We start from the raw sequence: 20,472 nt of genomic DNA, 5'->3' as shown, positions 1-20,472 counted from the left end.
GGCATGCAAGGCCGACAGTTCAATCGCTGCTAGCGTTAGATACTAATCGAATTGATTCCGCCAAAACGTGACAAATTTTAACATTCGTAGCTTTATTCTAAAGGCTGCAGCGGGGTGCGAGGGAGGTGTTGCGGGTGCGGCGTTTGCATGGGTGTACACATATGCTAGTGCAGATTGTTAGTGTGCGATAAGTATCTTAGGTCAATTGGTTTTTAGGCCAATGGCGATTTAATTTTTTCTATAAATGAGGCCAGGTGAGGGGGCGACTAATTGCCTTAAACCGCCAGCAATTTGCCACCGACGCCTGCCCGGTGCTGTCGATTCTGCGCTTTACCTGCGCGGTCCTCCCGGATCCGACGACGGCTTAAGCTAATTCTAAAAAGGTATTTATTACCGTTTTTTAAGATCGTTTAGCTTGGTCGCTCCCCCAAGACGTTCATGGAGTGAGCCGCCGATGCTGCAATCAATCACCGCCTTGCCGCTGCTGGACCTGTCGCTGCTCGATGGCAGCCCGGCGCAGCGCAGCGCGTTTCTCGATGAGCTGCGTTTTGCCGCGCGGCATGTCGGCTTCTTCTACCTCACCGGTCACGGTATCGCCCCGGCGTTGCTGGCCGAGGTGCAGCAGGAGGCGCGGGCTTTTTTCGCCTTGCCCGAGGCAGACAAGCTGGCCGTCGGGATGATCAACTCTCCGCACTTTCGCGGCTATAACCGCGCGGCCTCGGAAATCACCCGGGGCCAGCCGGACCTGCGTGAGCAGTTCGACGTTGGTGCCGAGCGCGAACCCTTGGCCGTCGCGCAACACCCCGCGGCCTGGGCGCGCCTGCAAGGCCCCAATCAATGGCCGGCGGCGCTGCCCGAGCTCAAACCTCGGGTGTTGGCCTGGCAGCACGCGATGACCCGGATGTCGTTGCGCCTGCTGCGCGCGTTCGCCCAGGCCTTGTCCCTGCCCGAAAATGCATTCGACGCGCTGTACGGCGACAAGCCCAACGAACATATCAAGCTGATCCGCTACCCCGGTCGCCACGCCGGGCAGAGTCGCCAGGGCGTTGGCGCGCACAAGGACTCCGGCTTCCTGAGTTTCCTGCTGCAAGACCAGCAGGCCGGTTTGCAGGTGGAAGTGGAGGAGGGGCGCTGGATCGACGCCGCGCCGCGGCCCGACACGCTGGTGGTGAATATCGGCGAATTGCTCGAGCTGGCCAGTAACGGCTATCTGCGCGCCACGGTCCACCGCGTGGTGTCGCCGCCGGTGGGCCGCGAGCGCGTGTCCCTGGCGTTTTTCCTCGGCGCGCAGCTGGATGCGGTGGTGCCGGTGTACCCGCTGGCGCCCGAACTGCTGCGCGATGCCCACGGCCCCACCAGCGACCCGCGCAACCCGTTGCTGCGCGACGTCGGCTGGAACTACCTCAAGGGCCGCCTGCGTTCCCACCCGGATGTGGCCCAGCGTTTCTACGCCGACGCCACACTGCCCCATGCACTGTCCGCCTGATCAGGAGATCACTCTGTTGAAGACCTTCACACTAACCCTGGCGGCCTTGCTGAGCGCTTTCAATGTGGCGGCCGCCGATGCCTTGCGCGTCGCTGCCGACCCGATTCCCCATGCGCAAATCCTCGAATACGTGCAGAAGCTCGACCCGGACCTGAAGCTGAACATCATCGAGATCCCCAGCGGCGTGAACTCCAATGAGTTGCTGGCCCATGGCGATGTCGACGCCAATTACTTCCAGCACCTGCCGTATCTCAAGGCCCAGGAACAGGCGCTCGGCCAGACGTTCGCGGTAGCCGCCACCGTGCATATCGAACCGTTGGGGATCTATTCGCACCGCCACACCCGCTTCGACCAGGTGCCGGACAAAGGCACCGTCGCCGTGCCGAATAACGTCACCAACCTCAGTCGCGCCCTGTACCTGTTGCAAGCCAATGGCCTGATCACCCTCAAACCGGGCTTCAACGATGCGTCCAAGGACCAGGCCACGCCCAAGGACATTGCCGAGAACCCCAAGCACCTGAAGATCCTGGAAATCGAATCGCCGCAGATTCCCCGGGCGCTGGAGGATGTCGACCTGGCAGTGATCAATGGCAACTTCGCCCTGGAAGCCGGGCTGCAACCGGCCAAGGATGCGCTGGGGCTGGAGAAGGCTCAGGGCAACCCTTACGCAAATATCCTGGTGACCACGCCCAAACTGGCGCAGGACCCGCGCATCCAGCAACTGGCCAAAGACCTGCGCTCGCCGGCGGTGGCCAAGTTCATCAGCGAGAAATATGCCGGCTCGGTGATCCCGGTGGCGCTCGAATGATCGTCGTCGAGGGTGTCAGCAAAACCTACGCCGACGGCCAGCCGGCGGCGCTGGACAACGTGTCGTTGCAGATCGCCGATGGTTCGATCTTTGGCATCGTCGGCCGCAGCGGCGCCGGTAAAAGCACGTTGCTGCGCTGCCTTAATCTGTTGGAGCGGCCGACGTCCGGGCGCATCCTCATGGATGGCCAGGACCTGACCCGGTTAACCGGCAAGGCGCTGCGCCAGCAACGCCAGCGCATCGGCATGATCTTCCAGGGGTTCAACCTGCTGCACTCGCGCAACGTGGCGGATAACGTCGCGGTGCCGTTGGAGATCGCCGGGGTGCCCAAGAACGAGCGCGTCGCGCGGGTGGCGCAGTTGCTGGCGTTGGTTGGCTTGAGCGACAAGGCGGCGGCGTTTCCGTCGCAACTCTCCGGTGGGCAGAAGCAGCGTGTCGGCATCGCTCGCGCACTGGCCGCGCGCCCGGCGTATTTATTGTCGGATGAAGCCACCAGCGCCCTGGACCCGGAAACCACCGCTTCGATCCTGGCGCTGTTGCGCGATATCAACCGGCAACTGGGGGTGACCATCGTGTTGATCACCCATGAGCTGGACGTGGTCAAGGCGATCTGCGACAGCGCGGTTTCCCTGGCGGCGGGGCGCGTGGTGGAAAGCGGCACGCTGCTGCAACTGCAGGCCGACCCGTCCTCGCGCCTGGGCCGTGCGCTGGCGCCCAACCTGCAGGTGGTGAGGGCGGGATGAAAACCGACTGGGATGAAGTTCTCCAACTGCTGCTCAACGCCACCGGCGAAACCCTGTACATGGTGCTGCTGGCGGGGCTGTTCACCTTGTTGATCGGCCTGCCATTGGGCGTGCTGCTGTTTATCAGCCGCGCGGGTGGGCTGTTGCCGTTGCCAAGGCTCAACCGTGCGTTGGGTGCGGTGATCAACCTCGGGCGTTCGCTGCCGTTTGTGGTGATGCTGATCGCGCTGATTCCGCTGACCCGCCTGATTGTCGGCACCACCCTGGGCAGCACGGCGGCGGTGGTGCCGATCACCATCGGTGCTTTTCCGTTTTTCGCACGCATCGTCGAGACCGCCCTGGATGACGTGGACAAGGGCCGCATCGAGGCAATCGTGGCCATGGGCGGCGATATCCGCCATGTGATTTTCAAGGTGCTGCTGCCCGAAGCCTTGCCGGCGCTGGTGGCCGGGGTCACGTTGACCCTGGTGATGCTGATCGGCTTTTCCTCCATGGCCGGGGTGATCGGCGGCGGTGGGTTGGGCGACTTGGCGATTCGCTACGGCTACCAGCGTTTCAACAACCAGATCATGGTGGTGACGGTGGTGGTGTTGGTGGTGCTCGTGCAGGGCGTGCAAAGCCTGGGCGATCGCTGCGTCAGGTCGTTGGCGCATCGCCGATGAGCCTTCATGTCGATAGTGATCGCGGCTCGCGCACAGCCTTGAGCAACAGCGTTTCGAAGGCTTGTTGCACCCCGGGCCCGTCACTGTGGGCCACATTGAAGCGCATCGAATCAGGCAGCGCCGGGTCGTAACCGAACAATGCCCCCGGTGCCAGCACCATGTTCTGCTTCAACGCCTCCTGGGCCAACTGTTCGCCGTTCACCCCCGGCGGCAGGCGGGCCCAGATGAACATGCCGCCTTCATACGCCATCGGCAATTGACAGCCGCAGCGCTTGAGCCATTGTTCGACACGCGCACCGGCTTCCAGCAAGCGCTGCACCATGCGCTTGCGGTGTCGGGCGTAACTGCCTTCGCTGAGCATGCGGTAGACGATCTGCTCGAACAGCTCCGAGGTCACGCCGCCGCTCATCAACTTCATATGGGTCAGGTTGGCCGCCAGTTGCGGCGCGGCCACCACGTAGCTGACGCGGGTGTTGGCGCTGAGGATTTTCGAGAAGCCCGACAGGTAGGTGACCTGGTCCAGGCCGGCGATGGTGGCCAGGCGCGGCGGCGGGTTGGGGTGCAGGTCGCCGTAGAGGTCATCCTCGACGATATGGCAGTGGTACTGGCGGGTCAGTTGCAGCAGACGAAACGCCTGGCTGGGGCTGAAAGAGTGCCCGGTGGGGTTATGCAACACACTGGTGGTGAGGTACAGGCTGGGGCGATGTTCGGCCAGCAACTGTTCGAGGGCGTCGAAATCGAAGCCATCCGGGCGCCGCTCGATCGTCACCACCTTGACCCCGTGCAGGGCCAGGTTGGCGTGGAAGTTGAAGTAGCAGGGCGCGTCGAGCAGCACCGTGTCGCCGGGGCGGGCGAGTAGGCGCATGAGCATGTCCAGGCCTTGCAGGGTGTTGGGCGTGGTGATGATTTGCTCCACCGGCACCGACAACCCTTCGGCATGCAGTTTGTGTTGCAATGCCTGGCGCAACGGCAGGAACCCGGCCGGCGTGCCCATCCCGGCAAGGCGCAGCGACGGCGCGCGCACCACGCTACGCATGGCTTGGCGAAGCGCCTCGCTGTTCAGCCACTCCTCCGGCAAATGCCCGCCACCGGGGCGCAGATCTCCATTGACGGTGACCAACGGCCGGCGTAACACGCTGAGCAAGTCCTGGGGCAACAGGTCGACCCAGCTCGTCGAGGCGGCGCGGATGATGTCTGTTGTCACAAAGTGGCCAAGGCCCTGGCTCGAGGTCAACAGGTTGCGCCCGCGCAGGCGGTCCAGCGCTTCGTTGAGGGTGAACTTGCTCACGCCCAGGGTCTGGGTCAGTTCACGCACCGACGGCAACTTGCTGCCGGGCGCCCATTCGCCGTTCTCGATGGCCTGGCTGAACGCCTCGACGATCTGTTGCACCTTGGGTGCGCCAGCCCGAAAGGCGATGGCGGATACAAACATGCGGCTTCCTTGTCTTTGCTGGTGATTTTACCGGTGAAGTAGGGCCGGATTAGGCCTTACTTTACCTGCCCTGCGCAATGCCGCGGCCCTAGACTGCCGGCTATCCCGCCACTTTCCGGCTGTCTTCCCAAGGTCCAAGGCTATGACAAGCGCGTTGACGCTCTCTTCGTTTCTCTACTTTCTGCTGTTTTGCGCCACCGTGACGTTCAGCCCCGGCCCCATGACCTTGCTGCTGTTGAGCCTGGGCTTGAAGGACGGCTTGCGCGGCTCGATCCCGGCGCAGCTCGGCGCCAGTGTGTCGTACCTGGTCTCTATTCTGATCTTTGCCGTGGGTTTCTCGGAATTGATCAAAGGCAACCTCGCCATCACCCAGGGTATCCAGATGGTCGGCGTCGCCTACATTCTCTACCTGGCCTACAAACAGTGGACCGGCAGCGGCGTGTCCATCGACGGGGTCGTTGCCGTGGAAGGCGCACGCAGTCTGTTCGGCAAGGGCTTGCTGACCGGGTTTTCCAACCCCAAGGCGATCATTATGTTCAGCGCCGTGTTCCCACAATTCGCCGGGGCCGGGGAGCACAACTCGATGGCGGACATCGCTATCCTCGGGCTGACCTTTCTGGTGCTGCAGTTCGCCAGCGGCTGCCTGTATGGCTATTTCGGCCAGCGCATCAAGCCGGTACTGGAAAACCCCCGGCGGCGGGTCTGGTTGCAACGGATCACGGCATTGTTGTTGCTGGGCGTCGCCGGGATGCTGGCGCGGGGCTTTTCCCACTGACGGCGCTGAGCTTACAAGGGGTAGTGGCGATATGCTGTTGCCCTGATAGACTCCAGGCACCTACCCAGGATCGCACCTCACCATGCCAGCCGCCGGAGGAAATGGAGTTCCGCTCGCTACCCGCTTGTACAAAACCCGCACGTTGGGGCTGACACTTGGCTTTGCCTGCGTGGCCTTTGGCATGTCTGCGTTGAACCCACCGCTTTGGGTGTGGGCGTTGATGCTGATCAACGGCTTTGTCTGGCCGCACCTGGCTTATCAATGGGCACGCCGCAGCGCCAACACATTGCGTTGCGAGCGCCACAACCTGCTGTTCGATTCGTTTTGCGGTGGCTTCTGGGTCGGTGCCATGCACTTCAACCCACTGCCCAGCGTCACCACGTTGTCGATGATGACCATGAACAATGTGGCCATCGGTGGTCCCCGTTTCATGCTGGCGGGCTGGGTGGCGCAGGCGTTGGGCGTCGGCGTGTCGCTGCTGATCTTCACCCCGGCCTTCATCGGCATGACCAGCCAGGCGCAGTTGTATGCCTGTTTACCGATCCTGATGCTGTATCCGCTGGCCCTGGGCTGGATTTGCTATCGCCAGGCGGTGTCCCTGGCCGGGCACAAGCGTGAGCTGCTGGCCCTGAGTCGCACCGACAGCTTGTCCGGCCTGCTCAACCATGGCGCGTGGAAGGGCCATCTGGACATCGAGTTCCAGCGCTGCCACGGCGGGCAGCAGGGCGCGGTGATTGCCCTGATCGACATCGATCATTTCAAAGTGATCAACGACACCTACGGCCATGTCACCGGCGATCTCGTCCTGCGCCAGCTCAGCAAAGTGCTGCGCCAGAACCTGCGCGCCACCGACCTGGCCGGACGCTACGGCGGTGACGAGTTCTGCGTGATCCTGCCGGACGTGCCGCTCAACCGCGCCACGCAAGTGATGGATACCCTGCGCGATCGCTTCAATGCGCTGGCCTATGCCCAGGACCCGACCCTGCGTGTCAGCTTGAGCATCGGCCTGGCGCCTTATCGGGTCGGGCATAGCGATTCGACCAGTTGGCTCAACGATGCCGACCAGGCGTTATATGACGCCAAGAGCAGCGGGCGCAATCGGGTCAGCGCGGTGCAGGGGCCTTGGTTGAGGTCGGTCTAGTGGGACGGCGTCCCCAGCCAGCAAAAACAAACTGAGGACGTGCTGATTGTCCTATGCATAGAACGAACAACGCCGCGGTTGCCGGCTAGTCCCCAAGGCCCTTGGGACTTATGGTGTAGGCACTTTGGAGGTACACCATGAAAAAACTCATCGGCATCTACACCAGCCCCCGCGCCCACTGGGTCGGCGACGGTTTTCCGGTACGCACGCTGTTTTCCTACGACACCCTGGGCAAGCACATCAGCCCCTTCCTGTTGTTGGACCACGCGGGCCCGGCCGATTTCACCCCGACCACACAACGTCGCGGCGTCGGCCAGCACCCGCATCGCGGCTTTGAAACCGTGACCATCGTCTACGACGGCGAAGTCGAGCACCGCGACTCCACCGGGGCTGGCGGCACGATCGGCCCCGGCGACGTGCAATGGATGACCGCCGCCAAGGGCATCCTCCACGAAGAGTTCCACTCCGAAGCCTTCGCCCGTAGCGGCGGGGTGCTGGAGATGGTGCAACTGTGGGTCAACCTGCCGGCCAAGGACAAAATGGCCGACGCCGGTTACCAGACGATTGGCGACGGCGATATTCCGCTGCTGCCGCTGGCCAATGAGGCTGGCCAGCTGCGCCTGATTGCCGGTGAGTTCGCGGGCACCAAAGGCCCGGCGCGCACCTTCACGCCGATCGACGTATGGGACCTGCGCCTCAACGCCGGCAAGGCGCTGACCCTGGACCTGCACGCCGGACGCAACACCGCGCTGGTGATCTTGCGCGGTACGGTGCTGGTCAATGGCGCAGAAATCGCGCGCCAGGGGCAATTGGCACTGTTTGAGCGCGACGGCACGCAACTGTCCCTGGAGCCCAGCGACGACGCCAGGGTGCTGCTGCTCAGTGGCGAACCGATCGAAGAGCCTATCGTCGGCCATGGTCCGTTCGTGATGAATACCGAGCAGGAGATCCATCAGGCGTTTGCTGATTTCCACTCCGGTCATTTCGGGCAGATGCAGCACTGAAAGGTTGACGCCAAGCCTAATGTGGGAGCGGGCAAGCCCCCACATGCGTAATTGCATGGACTTGACCCGTGAGGCCGAGAGTGGTCGTTATGCTGTAAACGTTCGGCGGCGATCATGAGTTCGAACCGGCAGACTCTTCTTTGCGGACATGATCCGTATGCTTCCTTGGAATATGCTTACAAGCCTGCCGACGCAACTTTCTTTTTTCCGGTTTCTTGGTCAGCTTCGAGAATCAAGCTCGGGGATGGGCCGCGAGCCTTTGCGAACCACCACAGGGCAAATGTCCCAAGAATAGTCGTTAACACGGCCAAAATCAGGATTACGGTCTGGGTGCCCAAGGGCGCAGCTAACAAAGCCACCAGTAAACCTGCCAGAGGCTGGGACATGTTGTTCAGCAGCGTGATCACACCTACCGTCTTGCCGAAGTCCTGAGGCGGTATCACCCGCTGCCGGATAGTGCGTATGTAGACGTTGAACATTTTGTCGAAGCCTGCGATCAACAGGAAACCCAGCACATAGCCGAGCAGACTCGGACTCAGGGCGCTGATGAATGCCCCCGTTGCGATCATCGAATATCCGACACCCCCGAGGACTCGCAGAGGCAGCACCACCCGAGCGAGAAGGAACAGGATCACGATTGTTGTCACCGCACCCGCCGCCTGAAGCCCTGCATAGCTATCCTTGCCGGCGCTGTACTGGCCGATCACCATGGCCGCCGAAGTTGCCAAGGTGACACCAACGATCAGGTTGACGCCTACCGCCAGAATGATGATTTTTTTCAATTCCGCCAGGCTACGGATATGCCCAAAAGCGATCCTCAAGGGCTGCAGCCAGATGTCTTGATGCTGCTCGAACACCTCTAGCGTCATACGGCTAAGACGTTGCCACGCCAGCATGCTCATGTCTGCCAGCAGGAACAATCCGGCGATCCAAAGCACCACCCAGTGCCAAGCCCAAACCTCAAGCATCAGTGCCGCCACCAGAGGCCCGAGGACCAGTCCCGCCTGGTCGGCGATCTGGGAGTAGGACAACGTCTTGGTGTAGCTGTAGTGCTGGAAGATATGCGGCATCAGCACTTCGCGAGCCATGATGCCTTGCGTGGTCAGCACCCCGCACAGTGCCGACAGCACCACTACCCAACCGATGCCACCAAAGATTCCGTAGAGCACCACCCCCAGCACACAGAGCCATGCCCGGTAGACCTGACTGATATGCAGGATCTTAATAGGCGGGTACTTGTCGCACAGCGCGCCGCACAGCGGGAACGCGAGAAATCGCGGCAGCGATTCGACGAAAAACGCTAGCCCTGCCCATGAAGCGCTGTTGGTGGTCTGGAACACCACCAGCGGCACAATAAACAACAGGATCTGATCCGCCAGCCTCGATAGAAAGAGCGAGATAAAAAAGGCGAGGTAATCCTTACGCATAGGGAACTCCTTTGTGTAAGCGATGTGGCATAGCGGTCTGAAGAAACATCAATATGAGTTTACAAGGTGTCTAGATAATCCGGCGCGCTGCAAACGCCTGGTCAGTGCTGATGCAATCAGGTGGTCAGATACGGTGCAATTTCCCACCCGCATTTTGCTCCGCGCTATACCCCCACATCCCCATTTCATGCGATCTTCTCGGCATTCACCCTGGAGTCGCCTGGATGCCCTCATTTATCGCTGATCACCCCATGTTGTGCGCCCTGGCGCTGATCTTTATCGACATCGGTGTGTGGCGCTTGATTTCCGCTGAGCTGGCCAATTGGAAGCTGGCGGCGCGGTTGGTGATTTTTGCGGTGTTCAGCGCCGTGTTGTTCAACGACGGCATGAACCCGATGCTCGTCGCGCCGTATGCCGACAACACCGCGCTGCACCTGGCCGCCACCGCGTTGCAGATCGGTTGGTGGCTGTTCGCGGCGCGGACCCTGACGGTGTTGCTCGGCGCGGTGATGATGCAGCGCGTGGGCCACACCGGTCGGCTGTTGCAGGACCTGCTGGGCGCGGTGATTTTCCTGATTGCGATCATCGCCGCCATGGCCTACGTGCTCGACCTGCCGGTCAAGGGCGTGCTCGCCACCTCCGGTGCGGTGGCGATCATCGTCGGCCTGGCGCTGCAAAGCACCCTCAGCGATGTGTTTTCCGGGATCGTGCTCAACACCACCAAGCCGTACCAGCTCGATGACTGGATTTCCATCGACGGCACCGAGGGGCGCGTCACCGATATCGATTGGCGCGCTACGCGGTTGCAGACCTCCCAGGGCAGCATGGCGGTGATCCCCAATTCGTTGGCGGCCAAGGCCAAGATCGTCAACTTTTCGCGCCCGGCGGATATGTTCGGCCTGTCGGTCAGCCTGCAAGTCAGCCCCCACGCCCGCCCGCAAACCGTGATCGAGGCGCTGGAGCGGGCGATGCAAGGGTGCCGGCCGCTGCTGGCCAAACCGGCGCCGAGCGTGGCGTTCAAAACCTCGGCCAGCGACGGCGTGGAGTATGAAATCAGCGGCTTTGTGCCGTCGATGCCGCTCAAGCGCGAAGTGCGCAACCAGCTGTACGACCTGGCTTTCCGGCACTTGCAGGCGGCGGGCGTCGGTTTGCTGTCTGCCACCGAAAGCAGCGCGCCGCCGGCGCTGTCGGGGGCGCGGGCGTTGCTGGAGCGCTCGTCGATTTTCTCCACCCTGCGCCAGGAAGAAAAAGACACCTTCAGCCAGAACATGACCCTGCACAGCTACCGTGCCGGCGCGGTGATCCTGCCGGCGGGGGAGGTCAGCGATCATTTGTTTATCGTCGAATCCGGCGTGGTCTCGGTGATGCTGGACAAGGCTGGGCACATGTTCGAAGCCGGGCGCATGGGGCCGGGGGAGGTGATCGGCGAGGCTGGGATCTTGTCCGACGAGGCCACGCTGGCGGACTTTCGCGCCAAGACCTTCTGCACCCTCTATCGCATCGAGAAGGAATACCTCAAGCCGTGCCTGGATGCGCGGCATGACATCGGCGAAGCGATGAAAGCGCTGCTGGATTTCCGCATACATGCGGCGCAGACCCTGACCCAGGAAGCACCGGTGGTGCCGGTGAAAAAGGGGTTCCTGCAGTGGTTGCGCAAGCGCCGGCTATAGTGCGATCAGGGCGCCGGGGCGAGGCGGCAACGCTCGTCGAAATCCTCGGCCAACTGCGCCAGCGTCACATCCCCCAGCCGCGCCAGTAACAGTGCCTGGGCCTGGTCGAACGCGTCGCTCAGTGCCGCGTTCACTGCCTGTTCCACCAGGCATTGCGGGTGGTCGGTGGACAGGCCGATGGCGAATATCGACGGCGTGCCCAAGGCATTGTGGATATCCAGCAAGGTGATTTCACTCAAGGGTTTGCCCAGGGTCCAGCCGCCCTGATGGCCTTTTTCCGAGCGGACATAGCCTTTTTCCTTGAGCAGCCCCAGTGTGCGCCGCACCACCACCGGGTTGGTGCCGAGCATCTGCGCGATGGTCTCCGAGGTGGCGCGCGCTTCATGGCGGTCCATATGGATCAGCACATGCAGCATGCGCGAGAGGCGGGTGTCGTTTCTCATCAAAAAACCTCAAGTCGATTCGGTCGAAAGTATCCTTCGTAACCCAAAAAGTTGCGAGACACTTGACGTGCTATTTTTACGTAACTTATGGTGTGTCGTGAAAGCGCGCGGATAACCGCGCGCACCTGACAAGGGGCACTTTCATGATGCATGACGTCATTATCGTGGGCGGCAGCTATGCCGGCTTGTCCGCCGGCCTGCAATTGGCGCGGGCGCGACGCAAGGTTCTGGTGATCGACGCGGGGCAGCGGCGCAATCGGTTTGCCGCCACCGCCCATGGCTTTCTCAGCCAGGACGGCCAGGCGCCGGACGTCATTGCCGCCGAAGGTCGCAGCCAACTGATGGAGTATCCGAGCGTCACCTGGGTGCAGGACAGCGTATTACAGGCGGCTACGGCGCCGGGCGGCTTCAGGGTGCACACGCAATACAACGGCGGATTCGAGGGGCGACGCCTGATCCTCGCCACCGGGGTGGTGGACGAATTGCCCGCCCTCGAAGGCTTGGCGGAACGCTGGGGCAAGCACGTGTTTCATTGCCCTTACTGCCACGGCTATGAGCTGGATCAAGGTCGCATCGGTGTGTTGGCCACCTCGCCGCTGGCGATGCACCATGCGCTGATGTTGCCGGACTGGGGCACCACCACCTTGTTCACCAACGGCGTGTTCACCCCGGATGCCGAGCAACAGGCGCAGTTGGATCGACGCGGGGTCCGCGTGGAGCGCACGGCGGTGACACGGATCAGCGGTGAGCGCGTGGCTCTGGAACTGGCTGATGGCCGCGTGATTCAACTGGACGGCGTATTCACGATGTCCCGCACTCGCCTCAGCCCCTTGGCCGAGCAGTTGGGCTGTGTGCTGGCCGACGGCCCCACCGGCCCATACCTGCACACCAACGAAACCCGCCAGACCTCCGTGGCCGGCGTGTTTGCCTGTGGCGATGCGTCCCTTGCCGCCGGTTCCGTGGCGCTGGCGGTGGCCGAGGGCGTGCGCGCCGGGGTGGGCGCGCACGTTTCGTTGATTCACGGTTGAGGCTGGCCGGGATCGGCGCTCAGCGCACCAGGCACGGGCGCTTGTTATCGAAACTCCAACCGGGGATCAGGAACTGCATGGCCACGCTGTCATTGCGCGCACCCAGGCCCATGTCTTTGTAGCGTTCGTGGGCCTGGGCCACCGCGTCCATGTCGATCTCGACACCCAGCCCCGGCTTGGTAGGCACCTGGATGTGACCGTCGACAATCTGCAACGGCGTCTTGGTCAGGCGCTGGCCGTCCTGCCAGATCCAGTGGGTGTCGATCGCGGTGATGTCGCCCGGTGCGGCGGCGGCCACCTGGGTGAACATCGCCAGGGAAATATCGAAGTGATTGTTGGAATGCGAGCCCCAGGTCAGGCCCCATTCATGGCACATCTGCGCCACGCGCACCGAGCCTTGCATCGTCCAGAAGTGCGGGTCGGCGAGGGGAATGTCCACCGATTGCAACTGGATCGCGTGGCCCATTTCGCGCCAGTCGGTGGCGATCATATTGGTGGCGGTGGGCAGGCCGGTGGCGCGGCGGAATTCAGCCATGACTTCGCGGCCCGAATAGCCGTTTTCCGCGCCGCATGGGTCTTCGGCGTAGGCCAATACGCGATGCTGGTCGCGGCACAGGGCGATGGCTTCCTTGAGTGACCAGGCGCCGTTCGGGTCCAGGGTGATGCGTGCGTCGGGGAAGCGCTCGGCGAGGGCCGTGACCGCTTCGATTTCTTCGGCGCCGCGCAACACGCCGCCCTTGAGCTTGAAGTCGTTGAAGCCGTACTTGGCCTGGGCGGCTTCGGCCAGGCGCACGATGGCGTCCGGGGTCAGGGCCGGTTCATGGCGCAGGCGGCACCAATTGTCGCCATCGGCTTCGCTGCGGTAGGCCAGGTCGGTCTGCTGGCGGTCGCCGATGTAGAACAGGTAGCCGAGCATCTTCACCGCGTCGCGCTGCTGGCCTTCGCCGAGCAGGGCGGCCACCGGCACTTCAAGGAACTGGCCGAGCAGATCGAGCAGCGCCGCTTCCATCGCGGTGACGGCGTGGATGGTGATGCGCAGGTCGAACGTCTGCAGGCCGCGGCCGCCGCTGTCGCGGGCGGCAAAGGTGCGGCGCATGGCATTGAGAATGCTCTGGTACGCGCCGATCGGCTTGCCGATCACCAGGCTGCGCGCGTCTTCCAGGGTTTCGCGGATGCGTTCGCCGCCCGGTACTTCGCCCACGCCGATGTGCCCGGCGCTGTCCTTGAGAATCACGATATTGCGCGTGAAAAACGGCCCGTGGGCGCCGCTGAGGTTGAGCAGCATGCTGTCGTGGCCGGCCACCGGGATCACTTGCAGGTGGGTGACGATGGGGGCATGGCTGGCGTGGTGCTGGTGTTCTGTATTCATCAAAACGCTTCCTTATTTGCTCAAGACGGGGGCGGGGTGCAGCACGCTCGGGCTCTGGGCGCCGGGCCGGGTCTTGGCGAAGAACACCAGGATGGCCGCGAGGATCGAGGTGCCGGCCAGCCCATACAAACCACCCTGGATCGACCCGGTGGTCTGCTCCAGAAAGCCGAAGGTAGTGGGCGCGACAAACCCGCCGAGGTTGCCGATGGAGTTGATCAGCGCGATCACCGCCGCGGCGATGCGCGCATCCAGGTAGCCCTGGGGGATCGGCCAGAACAGCGACGATGCCGACTTGAACCCGATCGCCGCAAAACAGATGGCGACAAAGGCAAAGATCGGCCCGCCGGTGGTGGAGAAAAACATTCCCGCCGCGGCAATCAACAGCGCCGTGGCCACCCACGCCTGTTGGTGCTTGTACTTGCCGGCCAGGGCCGCGAACGAATACATGGCGATGATCGAAATCAGCCAGGGAATGGAATTGTAGAAACCCACCTGGATGTCACTCAGGTCGCCCATCTTCTTGATGATGCTCGGCAGCCAGAATGTGGCGGCATAGATAGTCAGCTGGATACAGAAATACAGGGCGCAGAACAGCATGATCTGGCGGTCCTTGAGCAGCGTGCCCAGGCTCGGCTTGACCGTGGTGGCGGCGTCACGCTCGCGTTGTTCGCGCTCGATCTCGCCCACCAGCGCGTCCTGTTCGGCGCGGCTGAGCCACTTGGCGTCATGGGGTTTGGAGTCGAGCCAGAACCACACGAAAAAACACAACAGCACCGAGGCCATGCCTTCGATGATGTACATCCATTGCCAGCCGTGCAGGCCCAGCCCGCTGATTTGCAGCAGCACGCCGGACAGCGGGCCGGAGATCAGCGAGGCCAGGGCCGAGCCGCTGAGGAAGATCGCAATCGCCTTGCCGCGCTCCACCCCGGGCAGCCAGCGGGTGAAGTAGTAGATCACCCCCGGAAAGAACCCGGCCTCGGCCACGCCCAGCAGAAAACGCAGGATATAGAAGTGGGTTTCGTTCTGGATAAAGGCCATCAGCGTCGCGGTGATGCCCCAGGTGAACATGATGCGGGTCAGCCAGATACGCGCGCCGACTTTTTGCAGCAGCAGGTTGGAGGGCACTTCGAACAACGCATAGCCGATGAAGAACAAGCCGGCGCCGAAACCGTAAGCGGCCGCGCCGATGCCCAGATCGTGTTCCATGTGGGTGCGGACAAAGCCGATGTTGACGCGGTCGATGTAGTTGACGATGAACATGATCACGAACAGTGGCAGCACATGCTGCTTCACTTTCTTGATCGCGCGGGCCAGGACGGGGTCGAGGGCAGGCGCAGCTGTCGCAGGGTTGGAAGAGGTCACGGGGTAGAACTCCCACGGATTATTGTTGTGCGGGGATGGGTTCAGGGCTGCCGGGGGTGCTTGGCAACTTGATAGACATCATACAACTGCTTTTTTCCGCGTCGCAACGTAAATTTTGGCTGTACGAGCACGCGACAGGGCTGGCAATCCTGTTTTACAGGCGTCATAGCGCATGAAATCAATCGCGCCGATGCAATCGCAGGCAAGCCGGCTTCCATGAAAACGCGGCGCAGTTGTGGCGTAATTTGTTTGTTGTCATACAAGTAGGTGGTGCTAGGGGATGTTAGTATTGACCGGGTCCAACCGATGGAATGACCGATGCACAACGACACCCCCCGCAAGCGCTCCCAGGGCCTGGCCCATGACATCGTGACCACGCTGACCCAGCGCATTCTCCTCGGCCAACTGGCGCCGGGCGAGAAGCTGCCCTCCGAGTCGGCCATCGTCGGCGAGTACGGTGTCAGTCGCACGGTGGTGCGTGAGGCGCTGTCGAAGTTGCAGGCGGCAGGGCTGGTGGAAACCCGGCACGGGGTGGGCACCTTTGTGCTGGCGCGGGACCAGCGCCAGGGCCTGCACCTGAACCACGACACCGCGGTCAGCGTGCGCGGCATCCTCGAGTTGCGCCTGGGCCTGGAAACCCAGGCCGCCGCCCTGGCCGCGCTGCGCCGCAGCGAGGTGCAGTTGCAGCACATGCGCGAGGCCCTCGACGACTACCAGGCCTCGCTGGCCAACAACGACAGCAGCGTCGAACCCGACGTGCGCTTCCATCAGTTGATTGCCCAGGCCACCGGCAACACCTACTTCACCGATGTGATCCAGCACCTGGGCAACTCGGTGATCCCGCGCACGCGCATCAACGCCGAAGAGCGCGGCAATACCGACCTGATGAAACTCGGCCAGTTGGCCAACCTGGAACACGAGGCGATCCTCAACGCCATCCGTCGCCAGGACCCCGACGCCGCCCGCGCCGCGATGTTGTTGCACCTGAGCAACAGCCTGGAACGCATGACCGGCGAGTAGCAGGGGCATTTTCTTCAATACCCGGCTCGCCGGGGTGTTTACCGTGGCCCCTGTTCATCACCACAACAGGGAACCGCAATGAGCTTGATCCTTTCCATGGCCGCCTTCGCGTTGGCCACCTCCATCACACCGGGCCCGGTGAATGTGGTCGCTCTCAGTTCGGGCGCGCGCTTCGGTTTTGTCGCCAGCCAGAAACATGTGTTCGGTGCCGCCACCGGCTTCACGCTGTTGCTGGTGCTGATCGGCCTGGGGCTGCATGAAGTGCTGCTGCGCTGGCCCATTCTGACCCAGTTGATCCAGTGGGGCGGGGTCGCCTTCCTGCTGTACATGGCCTGGAAACTTGCGGTGGACGATGGCCGGCTGGACGCCGAAGGCACCGCAACGGCACCGTCGATGCTCTACGGCGCGATCATGCAATGGCTGAACCCCAAGGCCTGGCTGGCCTGCGTGGCGGGGATGGGGTTGTTTGTCGCGGATGGCGACGCCCGGCAAGTGTGGCTGTTTGCGGCGCTCTACCTGGTGATCTGCTACCTGTCGGTAGCCTGCTGGGCCTACGCCGGCACGTTTTTGCGCCGTTACCTCGGCAACGCGCAGGGCGTGCGGGTGTTCAACCGTTCGATGGCCGCGTTGCTGGTGGCCAGTGTGGGTTATTTGCTGATGGCTTGAGCAGGTCGCGGTACTGCCCCGGCGTGGCGGCGAAGTGCAGCTTGAAGGTGCGCTGGAAGTGCGCCTGGTCGGCGAAGCCGGCGGCCAGGGCGACGTCGGCGATCAGTTCGCCGTTGCGCAATTGGGTGCGGGCGAACTGGATGCGCCGGTTCACCAGAAACGCATGGGGCGTCAAGCCGTAATACTGCTTGAAGGCGCGGATCAGATAAGACGGCGACAGCTCGGCCGCCAGGCAGATGTCTTCGAGTTTCAAGGCCTGGGTGCAGTGTTCGCGGATGTACTCGGCGGCGCGTTCCAGCTTGTGATTGACCTCCCGCACCGGCGTGTTCGAAGGGTTCAGGCGCTGCTGCACCTCGCTGAAATAACTCACCAGCATGCTCTGTTTTTGCAGGAGTTCGGCGTGCTCATCCAACAGCGTCCGGTACAGCTCGATCAGGCCGTTGTACAGCACCGGGTCGCGGGTATAGGGCGTATTGAACGGTCGATAACCCTGGTCGGTGCTGAAGCCCAACTGGTATTGCAGGTCCGTCAGCCAGGGCGTGTCGAGGTAGAGCATGTGATACGACCAGGGTTGGTCGTGGATCGGGTTGCACGCATGCACATCGCCGGGGTTCATCAGCACCACCGTGCCGGCGCTGATCTGGAAGGTGTCCGCGCCGTAGTGGTAATAGCTGCGCCCGGTGGTGATCGCGCCGATGGAGAAATGCTCGTGGGCGTGGCGGGTGTAGGTGACCTTGCGCCCATCGGCGATGGTCCGCGCTTCGATGAACGGCAAGCGCTCGTCGCGCCAGAAGCGCGGCGCTTGCGCGGGGTGAGTGGCGGTGTTCAGCGACATGGCGGCGGCTCCATCCCTCGGGAGATCGAGGGAGGATCATTGCACAGACTGCCGGGGCCGTCAGCCTAGAAGTCCCATTTAGTCGCCAGTTGCAGGCTGCGCGGTTCGCCGTAGAACCCGGTGCCGAAGTTGCCCAGGCCCGTGTAGTACTTTTTATCGAACAGGTTCTTCACGTTCAGCGTGGTGCTCAGGTGCTCGTTGAAGCGGTAGCGGGCCATCAGGTCGACCAGGTAGTAACTGTCCTGGGTGATGCGTGCGTTCTGGCCGAAGTTGAGCGTGTCGTTCGGGTTGGGTTGGAACACGTTGCCGAAGAACTCGCTCTGCCAATTCACGCCGCCGCCCACGGTGACATGCTCCAGCGCGCCGGGCAGGCGATAGCTACTGAACAGGCGCACCACCTGCTGCGGCGTGGTGGTTTGCAGCACCGAGCTGTACACATAACCGTTGTTGGCATCGCGGGTGTGCTGGTAGGTGTAGCCGGCCGAGATGTTCCAGCCGTCCAGCACTTCACCCGACAGTTGCGCCTCGAAGCCCTTGGTGGTGGCGCCGGCAATCGGGCGGTACACCGAATCGCTCTCGAAGCCCGACACGTACTCGGCGACATTGTCCTGCTCGATGCGGAACGCGGCAAAACTGGCATTCAGGCGGCCGTCGTAGAACGCTGCCTTGAGCCCGGCTTCATAGGTGGCGCCTTCGATCGGGTCGAGCAGTTTGCGGTCGGCGTCCTTGCTGCTTTGCGGGCGGTAGATCTGGGTGTAGCTGGTGTACACCGACCAGGTGTCGTCGAGGTCGTAGACGATCCCGGCATACGGCGTGACCACGCCGCTCTGGCGGTAGGTGGTGCGGTTGTCGGCCTTGGTCGGATCATAGAAATCGGTGGTGTCGGTGCCGCTGAACGTGCTGACGCGCGTGCCGAGGATCACTGACAAATCGTCCGTGGGTTTCAAGCGCGTGGCCAGGTAGGCGCCGGTCTGGCGTTGCACGATATCGTTCTGGCCGCTGCGCGGGATATCCGGTTTGGCGTACTCGCCATGCCAGTCGAAAATGCTGCCGCCCACGGCGGGGTAAATCGAACCGTAGACCGGCACGTCCTGCTTCGAGCGGGTAGCCATAAAGCCCATGATCAGCTCGTGCTCGCGGCCAAACAGGTTGAACGGCCCGCTGAGATTGACGTCCAGGGTGTTCTGTAACTGGTCGCCCTTGTACTTGCCCATGAACATGTACATGCCGTCGCCGCTGACCGGGTCCGGGTTGCCGCCGCTGGCGGAGGCGAGCAGGGTGTCGTGCTGACTGCGCTTGCGGTCGAGGCTGACCTTGAGCGACCAGTCGTTCGCCAACTGCTGTTGCACCGAGGCGAACAGCGTCTGGTTCTGGAAGTCGCGGCGGCTCCAGTCGGCCGCCGGGTTGAACGAGCGCGAGAAGTGCGTGCGCGAGCCGTCGCTGAAGAACATCGGGAAACCGGTCCAGCTGGCGCCACGGGAGCGGGTGTCTTGCTGGTCGATACCGAAGGTCAGCAGGGTGTCGGGCGTAAGGTCCGCTTCAAGGATGCCGTAGCCGATGTCCTTGGTGTGCTGGTAGTGATCGAGATACGACTGGCGGTCCTGATACACGCCGACAAAGCGTCCGCGCAGATTGCCCGACTCGGTCAAGGGGCCGGAAATATCGCCTTCGGTGCGGTAGTTGTCCCAGGAGCCGAAGGTCTGGGTGACCGAGGCCTTGAATTCCCGCGTGGGCTTTTTGCGGATCAGGTTGACCGTGGCCGACGGGTCGCCGGAACCGCTGAGCAGGCCGGCCGAGCCCTTGATGATTTCCAGGTGGTCGTACACTGCCATGTCGGTGCTGGTGGTGCCGTAGTCGTACACGCCGTCATAGGTGGCGTTGACGCCGTCGTACTGGAAATTGGTGATCGGCAGGCCACGGCTGGAGAACTCCCAGCGTTCGCTGTCGTAGTTCTGCACGCTCACGCCGGGGGCGCGGCGCAGGGTGTCGGCGATGCTGTTGGAGCCCTGGTCGTCCATCTGCTGGCGGGTGATCACCGTGACCGACTGCGGGGTGTCGCGCATCGACAGCGGCAGGCCGGTGGCCGAGGCCATGACACCGGTAGTGTAGGCGTGGGTGTCTTCGGTGATAGCGCCCAGGCCCTGGCCGGAAATCGTCGTGGCGCCCAGCTCCAGCGCGCCGCTGTGGGCGGGGATCAGCTCCAGCACGTAACCGTTGTTGCCTTGGGGCAGCGCCTGCAAACCGCTGCCCTGCAACAGGTGCTGCAAACCGCTGGTCGGAGTGTAGCTGCCGTTCAGGCCGGGGCTGGTTTTACCGGCAGCGAGGCTGTTATGGCCGGCGATGAACATTCCGGACTGTTCGGCGAAGCTGTTCAGCACGGCGACCAGGGCGCCGCCCGCGATGCGATAACTGCGCGCGGCTTCCTGGGTCGAGGTCGGCTCGGCGGCGTACAGCGTCGGTGCGCCGAGGCAAAGCAGGGAGGTGGCCAGCGCCAGTGGGCGCAGCGCGAAGCGAGCAGGTTGCGGCATGGAGGTGTCCCTTTGGATCAAGTCGATCGGCGAGTTGAAAGCGTCTGCAGGGTTAACCGAACGAGTGTCGAAA

At 62.8% G+C, this 20,472-nt stretch carries 18 protein-coding genes; 11 read left to right on the top strand and 7 right to left on the bottom strand.

Going from position 1 to position 20,472, the window contains the following annotated elements:
• The first annotated feature begins 454 nt into the window (after window positions 1-454).
• Genes ACVWZP_RS08545 through ACVWZP_RS08530 form a run of 4 tightly spaced genes read left to right on the top strand, consistent with a single transcriptional unit; the run spans window position 455 to window position 3,699 of the window.
• Complete coding sequence (locus ACVWZP_RS08545; protein WP_457369671.1) at window positions 455-1,486, top strand: isopenicillin N synthase family dioxygenase; 1,032 nt, start codon at window positions 455-457, stop codon at window positions 1,484-1,486.
• A gap of 13 nt (window positions 1,487-1,499) precedes the next feature.
• The gene (locus tag ACVWZP_RS08540) at window positions 1,500-2,294 is read left to right on the top strand and encodes a MetQ/NlpA family ABC transporter substrate-binding protein (protein ID WP_057004850.1); all 795 of its coding nucleotides are present in this window, start codon (window positions 1,500-1,502) and stop codon (window positions 2,292-2,294) included.
• A complete protein-coding gene (locus tag ACVWZP_RS08535; RefSeq protein WP_301556051.1) occupies window positions 2,291-3,037 on the top strand; it encodes a methionine ABC transporter ATP-binding protein in 747 nt (248 codons plus the stop codon). Before ACVWZP_RS08540 ends, ACVWZP_RS08535 begins: the two co-directional genes overlap by 4 nt.
• On the top strand, window positions 3,034-3,699 hold the full coding sequence (locus tag ACVWZP_RS08530; RefSeq protein WP_046383819.1) for a methionine ABC transporter permease: 666 nt from the start codon (window positions 3,034-3,036) through the stop codon (window positions 3,697-3,699). Before ACVWZP_RS08535 ends, ACVWZP_RS08530 begins: the two co-directional genes overlap by 4 nt.
• Window positions 3,700-3,703: 4 nt before the next feature.
• Here the strand turns inward: ACVWZP_RS08530 and ACVWZP_RS08525 are convergent, their stop codons facing one another.
• The gene (locus tag ACVWZP_RS08525; protein WP_046383818.1) at window positions 3,704-5,131 is read right to left on the bottom strand and encodes an aminotransferase-like domain-containing protein; all 1,428 of its coding nucleotides are present in this window, start codon (window positions 5,129-5,131) and stop codon (window positions 3,704-3,706) included.
• A 142-nt stretch (window positions 5,132-5,273) separates the two neighbouring features.
• Between ACVWZP_RS08525 and ACVWZP_RS08520 the strand changes: the two genes are divergently transcribed.
• From ACVWZP_RS08520 to ACVWZP_RS08510, 3 genes are all read left to right on the top strand, one after another.
• A complete protein-coding gene (locus ACVWZP_RS08520; RefSeq protein WP_046383817.1) occupies window positions 5,274-5,906 on the top strand; it encodes a LysE family translocator in 633 nt (210 codons plus the stop codon).
• Window positions 5,907-5,988: 82 nt separating this feature from the next.
• Window positions 5,989-7,047, top strand: coding sequence for a diguanylate cyclase (locus ACVWZP_RS08515; RefSeq protein ID WP_046383816.1), 1,059 nt, complete (start codon window positions 5,989-5,991; stop codon window positions 7,045-7,047).
• A gap of 137 nt (window positions 7,048-7,184) precedes the next feature.
• Complete coding sequence (locus tag ACVWZP_RS08510) at window positions 7,185-8,051, top strand: pirin family protein (protein WP_457369670.1); 867 nt, start codon at window positions 7,185-7,187, stop codon at window positions 8,049-8,051.
• Between the two features lie 176 nt (window positions 8,052-8,227).
• On the opposite strand, the gene ACVWZP_RS08505 is transcribed toward ACVWZP_RS08510, so the two are convergent.
• A complete protein-coding gene (locus ACVWZP_RS08505; RefSeq protein WP_457369669.1) occupies window positions 8,228-9,478 on the bottom strand; it encodes an MFS transporter in 1,251 nt (416 codons plus the stop codon).
• 224 nt (window positions 9,479-9,702) lie between these two features.
• Between ACVWZP_RS08505 and ACVWZP_RS08500 the strand changes: the two genes are divergently transcribed.
• Window positions 9,703-11,148 carry a mechanosensitive ion channel family protein gene (locus ACVWZP_RS08500; RefSeq protein WP_046383813.1) on the top strand — a complete coding sequence of 482 codons (1,446 nt, stop codon included), beginning with the start codon at window positions 9,703-9,705 and terminating at the stop codon, window positions 11,146-11,148.
• 5 nt (window positions 11,149-11,153) lie between these two features.
• Here the strand turns inward: ACVWZP_RS08500 and ACVWZP_RS08495 are convergent, their stop codons facing one another.
• Window positions 11,154-11,591, bottom strand: coding sequence for an Rrf2 family transcriptional regulator (locus ACVWZP_RS08495; protein WP_046383812.1), 438 nt, complete (start codon window positions 11,589-11,591; stop codon window positions 11,154-11,156).
• 143 nt (window positions 11,592-11,734) lie between these two features.
• Between ACVWZP_RS08495 and ACVWZP_RS08490 the strand changes: the two genes are divergently transcribed.
• Window positions 11,735-12,619 carry an NAD(P)/FAD-dependent oxidoreductase gene (locus tag ACVWZP_RS08490; RefSeq protein WP_457369668.1) on the top strand — a complete coding sequence of 295 codons (885 nt, stop codon included), beginning with the start codon at window positions 11,735-11,737 and terminating at the stop codon, window positions 12,617-12,619.
• Between the two features lie 19 nt (window positions 12,620-12,638).
• Here ACVWZP_RS08490 and gudD read toward each other — a convergent pair whose 3' ends face one another.
• Both gudD and ACVWZP_RS08480 read right to left on the bottom strand, forming a co-directional pair.
• Complete coding sequence (gene gudD, locus ACVWZP_RS08485; RefSeq protein ID WP_457369667.1) at window positions 12,639-13,988, bottom strand: glucarate dehydratase; 1,350 nt, start codon at window positions 13,986-13,988, stop codon at window positions 12,639-12,641.
• Between the two features lie 12 nt (window positions 13,989-14,000).
• Complete coding sequence (locus ACVWZP_RS08480; RefSeq protein WP_046383809.1) at window positions 14,001-15,350, bottom strand: MFS transporter; 1,350 nt, start codon at window positions 15,348-15,350, stop codon at window positions 14,001-14,003.
• Window positions 15,351-15,668: 318 nt separating this feature from the next.
• Here ACVWZP_RS08480 and ACVWZP_RS08475 point away from each other — a divergent pair, with 318 nt between their 5' ends.
• Together ACVWZP_RS08475 and ACVWZP_RS08470 are read left to right on the top strand one after the other, a co-directional pair.
• On the top strand, window positions 15,669-16,370 hold the full coding sequence (locus ACVWZP_RS08475; protein ID WP_198864902.1) for a FadR/GntR family transcriptional regulator: 702 nt from the start codon (window positions 15,669-15,671) through the stop codon (window positions 16,368-16,370).
• Between the two features lie 78 nt (window positions 16,371-16,448).
• The gene (locus ACVWZP_RS08470; protein ID WP_046383807.1) at window positions 16,449-17,036 is read left to right on the top strand and encodes a LysE family translocator; all 588 of its coding nucleotides are present in this window, start codon (window positions 16,449-16,451) and stop codon (window positions 17,034-17,036) included.
• Here the strand turns inward: ACVWZP_RS08470 and ACVWZP_RS08465 are convergent.
• Window positions 16,978-17,871, bottom strand: coding sequence for an AraC family transcriptional regulator (locus ACVWZP_RS08465; protein WP_046488436.1), 894 nt, complete (start codon window positions 17,869-17,871; stop codon window positions 16,978-16,980). The two genes, ACVWZP_RS08470 and ACVWZP_RS08465, sit on opposite strands and share 59 nt — an antisense overlap.
• A gap of 65 nt (window positions 17,872-17,936) precedes the next feature.
• A complete protein-coding gene (locus ACVWZP_RS08460; protein WP_457369666.1) occupies window positions 17,937-20,399 on the bottom strand; it encodes a TonB-dependent siderophore receptor in 2,463 nt (820 codons plus the stop codon).
• Window positions 20,400-20,472 lie beyond the last annotated feature (73 nt).

The sequence above is a fragment of the Pseudomonas sp. TE36184 genome, from assembly GCF_054060055.1.
The sequence above is the reverse complement of the archived record's forward strand: the minus strand, read 5'-3'. Positions and strand labels throughout refer to the sequence as shown.

Coding starts and splice junctions, on each gene's coding strand:
- ACVWZP_RS08495 (WP_046383812.1), bottom strand. CDS start 11,591: ATGAGAAACGACACCCGCCTCTCGCGCATGCTGCATGTGCTGATCCAT.
- ACVWZP_RS08460 (WP_457369666.1), bottom strand. CDS start 20,399: ATGCCGCAACCTGCTCGCTTCGCGCTGCGCCCACTGGCGCTGGCCACC.
- ACVWZP_RS08545 (WP_457369671.1), top strand. CDS start 455: ATGCTGCAATCAATCACCGCCTTGCCGCTGCTGGACCTGTCGCTGCTC.
- ACVWZP_RS08505 (WP_457369669.1), bottom strand. CDS start 9,478: ATGCGTAAGGATTACCTCGCCTTTTTTATCTCGCTCTTTCTATCGAGG.
- ACVWZP_RS08510 (WP_457369670.1), top strand. CDS start 7,185: ATGAAAAAACTCATCGGCATCTACACCAGCCCCCGCGCCCACTGGGTC.
- ACVWZP_RS08475 (WP_198864902.1), top strand. CDS start 15,669: ATGCACAACGACACCCCCCGCAAGCGCTCCCAGGGCCTGGCCCATGAC.
- ACVWZP_RS08490 (WP_457369668.1), top strand. CDS start 11,735: ATGATGCATGACGTCATTATCGTGGGCGGCAGCTATGCCGGCTTGTCC.
- ACVWZP_RS08470 (WP_046383807.1), top strand. CDS start 16,449: ATGAGCTTGATCCTTTCCATGGCCGCCTTCGCGTTGGCCACCTCCATC.
- ACVWZP_RS08515 (WP_046383816.1), top strand. CDS start 5,989: ATGCCAGCCGCCGGAGGAAATGGAGTTCCGCTCGCTACCCGCTTGTAC.
- ACVWZP_RS08535 (WP_301556051.1), top strand. CDS start 2,291: ATGATCGTCGTCGAGGGTGTCAGCAAAACCTACGCCGACGGCCAGCCG.
- ACVWZP_RS08465 (WP_046488436.1), bottom strand. CDS start 17,871: ATGTCGCTGAACACCGCCACTCACCCCGCGCAAGCGCCGCGCTTCTGG.
- ACVWZP_RS08525 (WP_046383818.1), bottom strand. CDS start 5,131: ATGTTTGTATCCGCCATCGCCTTTCGGGCTGGCGCACCCAAGGTGCAA.
- gudD (WP_457369667.1), bottom strand. CDS start 13,988: ATGAATACAGAACACCAGCACCACGCCAGCCATGCCCCCATCGTCACC.
- ACVWZP_RS08500 (WP_046383813.1), top strand. CDS start 9,703: ATGCCCTCATTTATCGCTGATCACCCCATGTTGTGCGCCCTGGCGCTG.
- ACVWZP_RS08530 (WP_046383819.1), top strand. CDS start 3,034: ATGAAAACCGACTGGGATGAAGTTCTCCAACTGCTGCTCAACGCCACC.
- ACVWZP_RS08520 (WP_046383817.1), top strand. CDS start 5,274: ATGACAAGCGCGTTGACGCTCTCTTCGTTTCTCTACTTTCTGCTGTTT.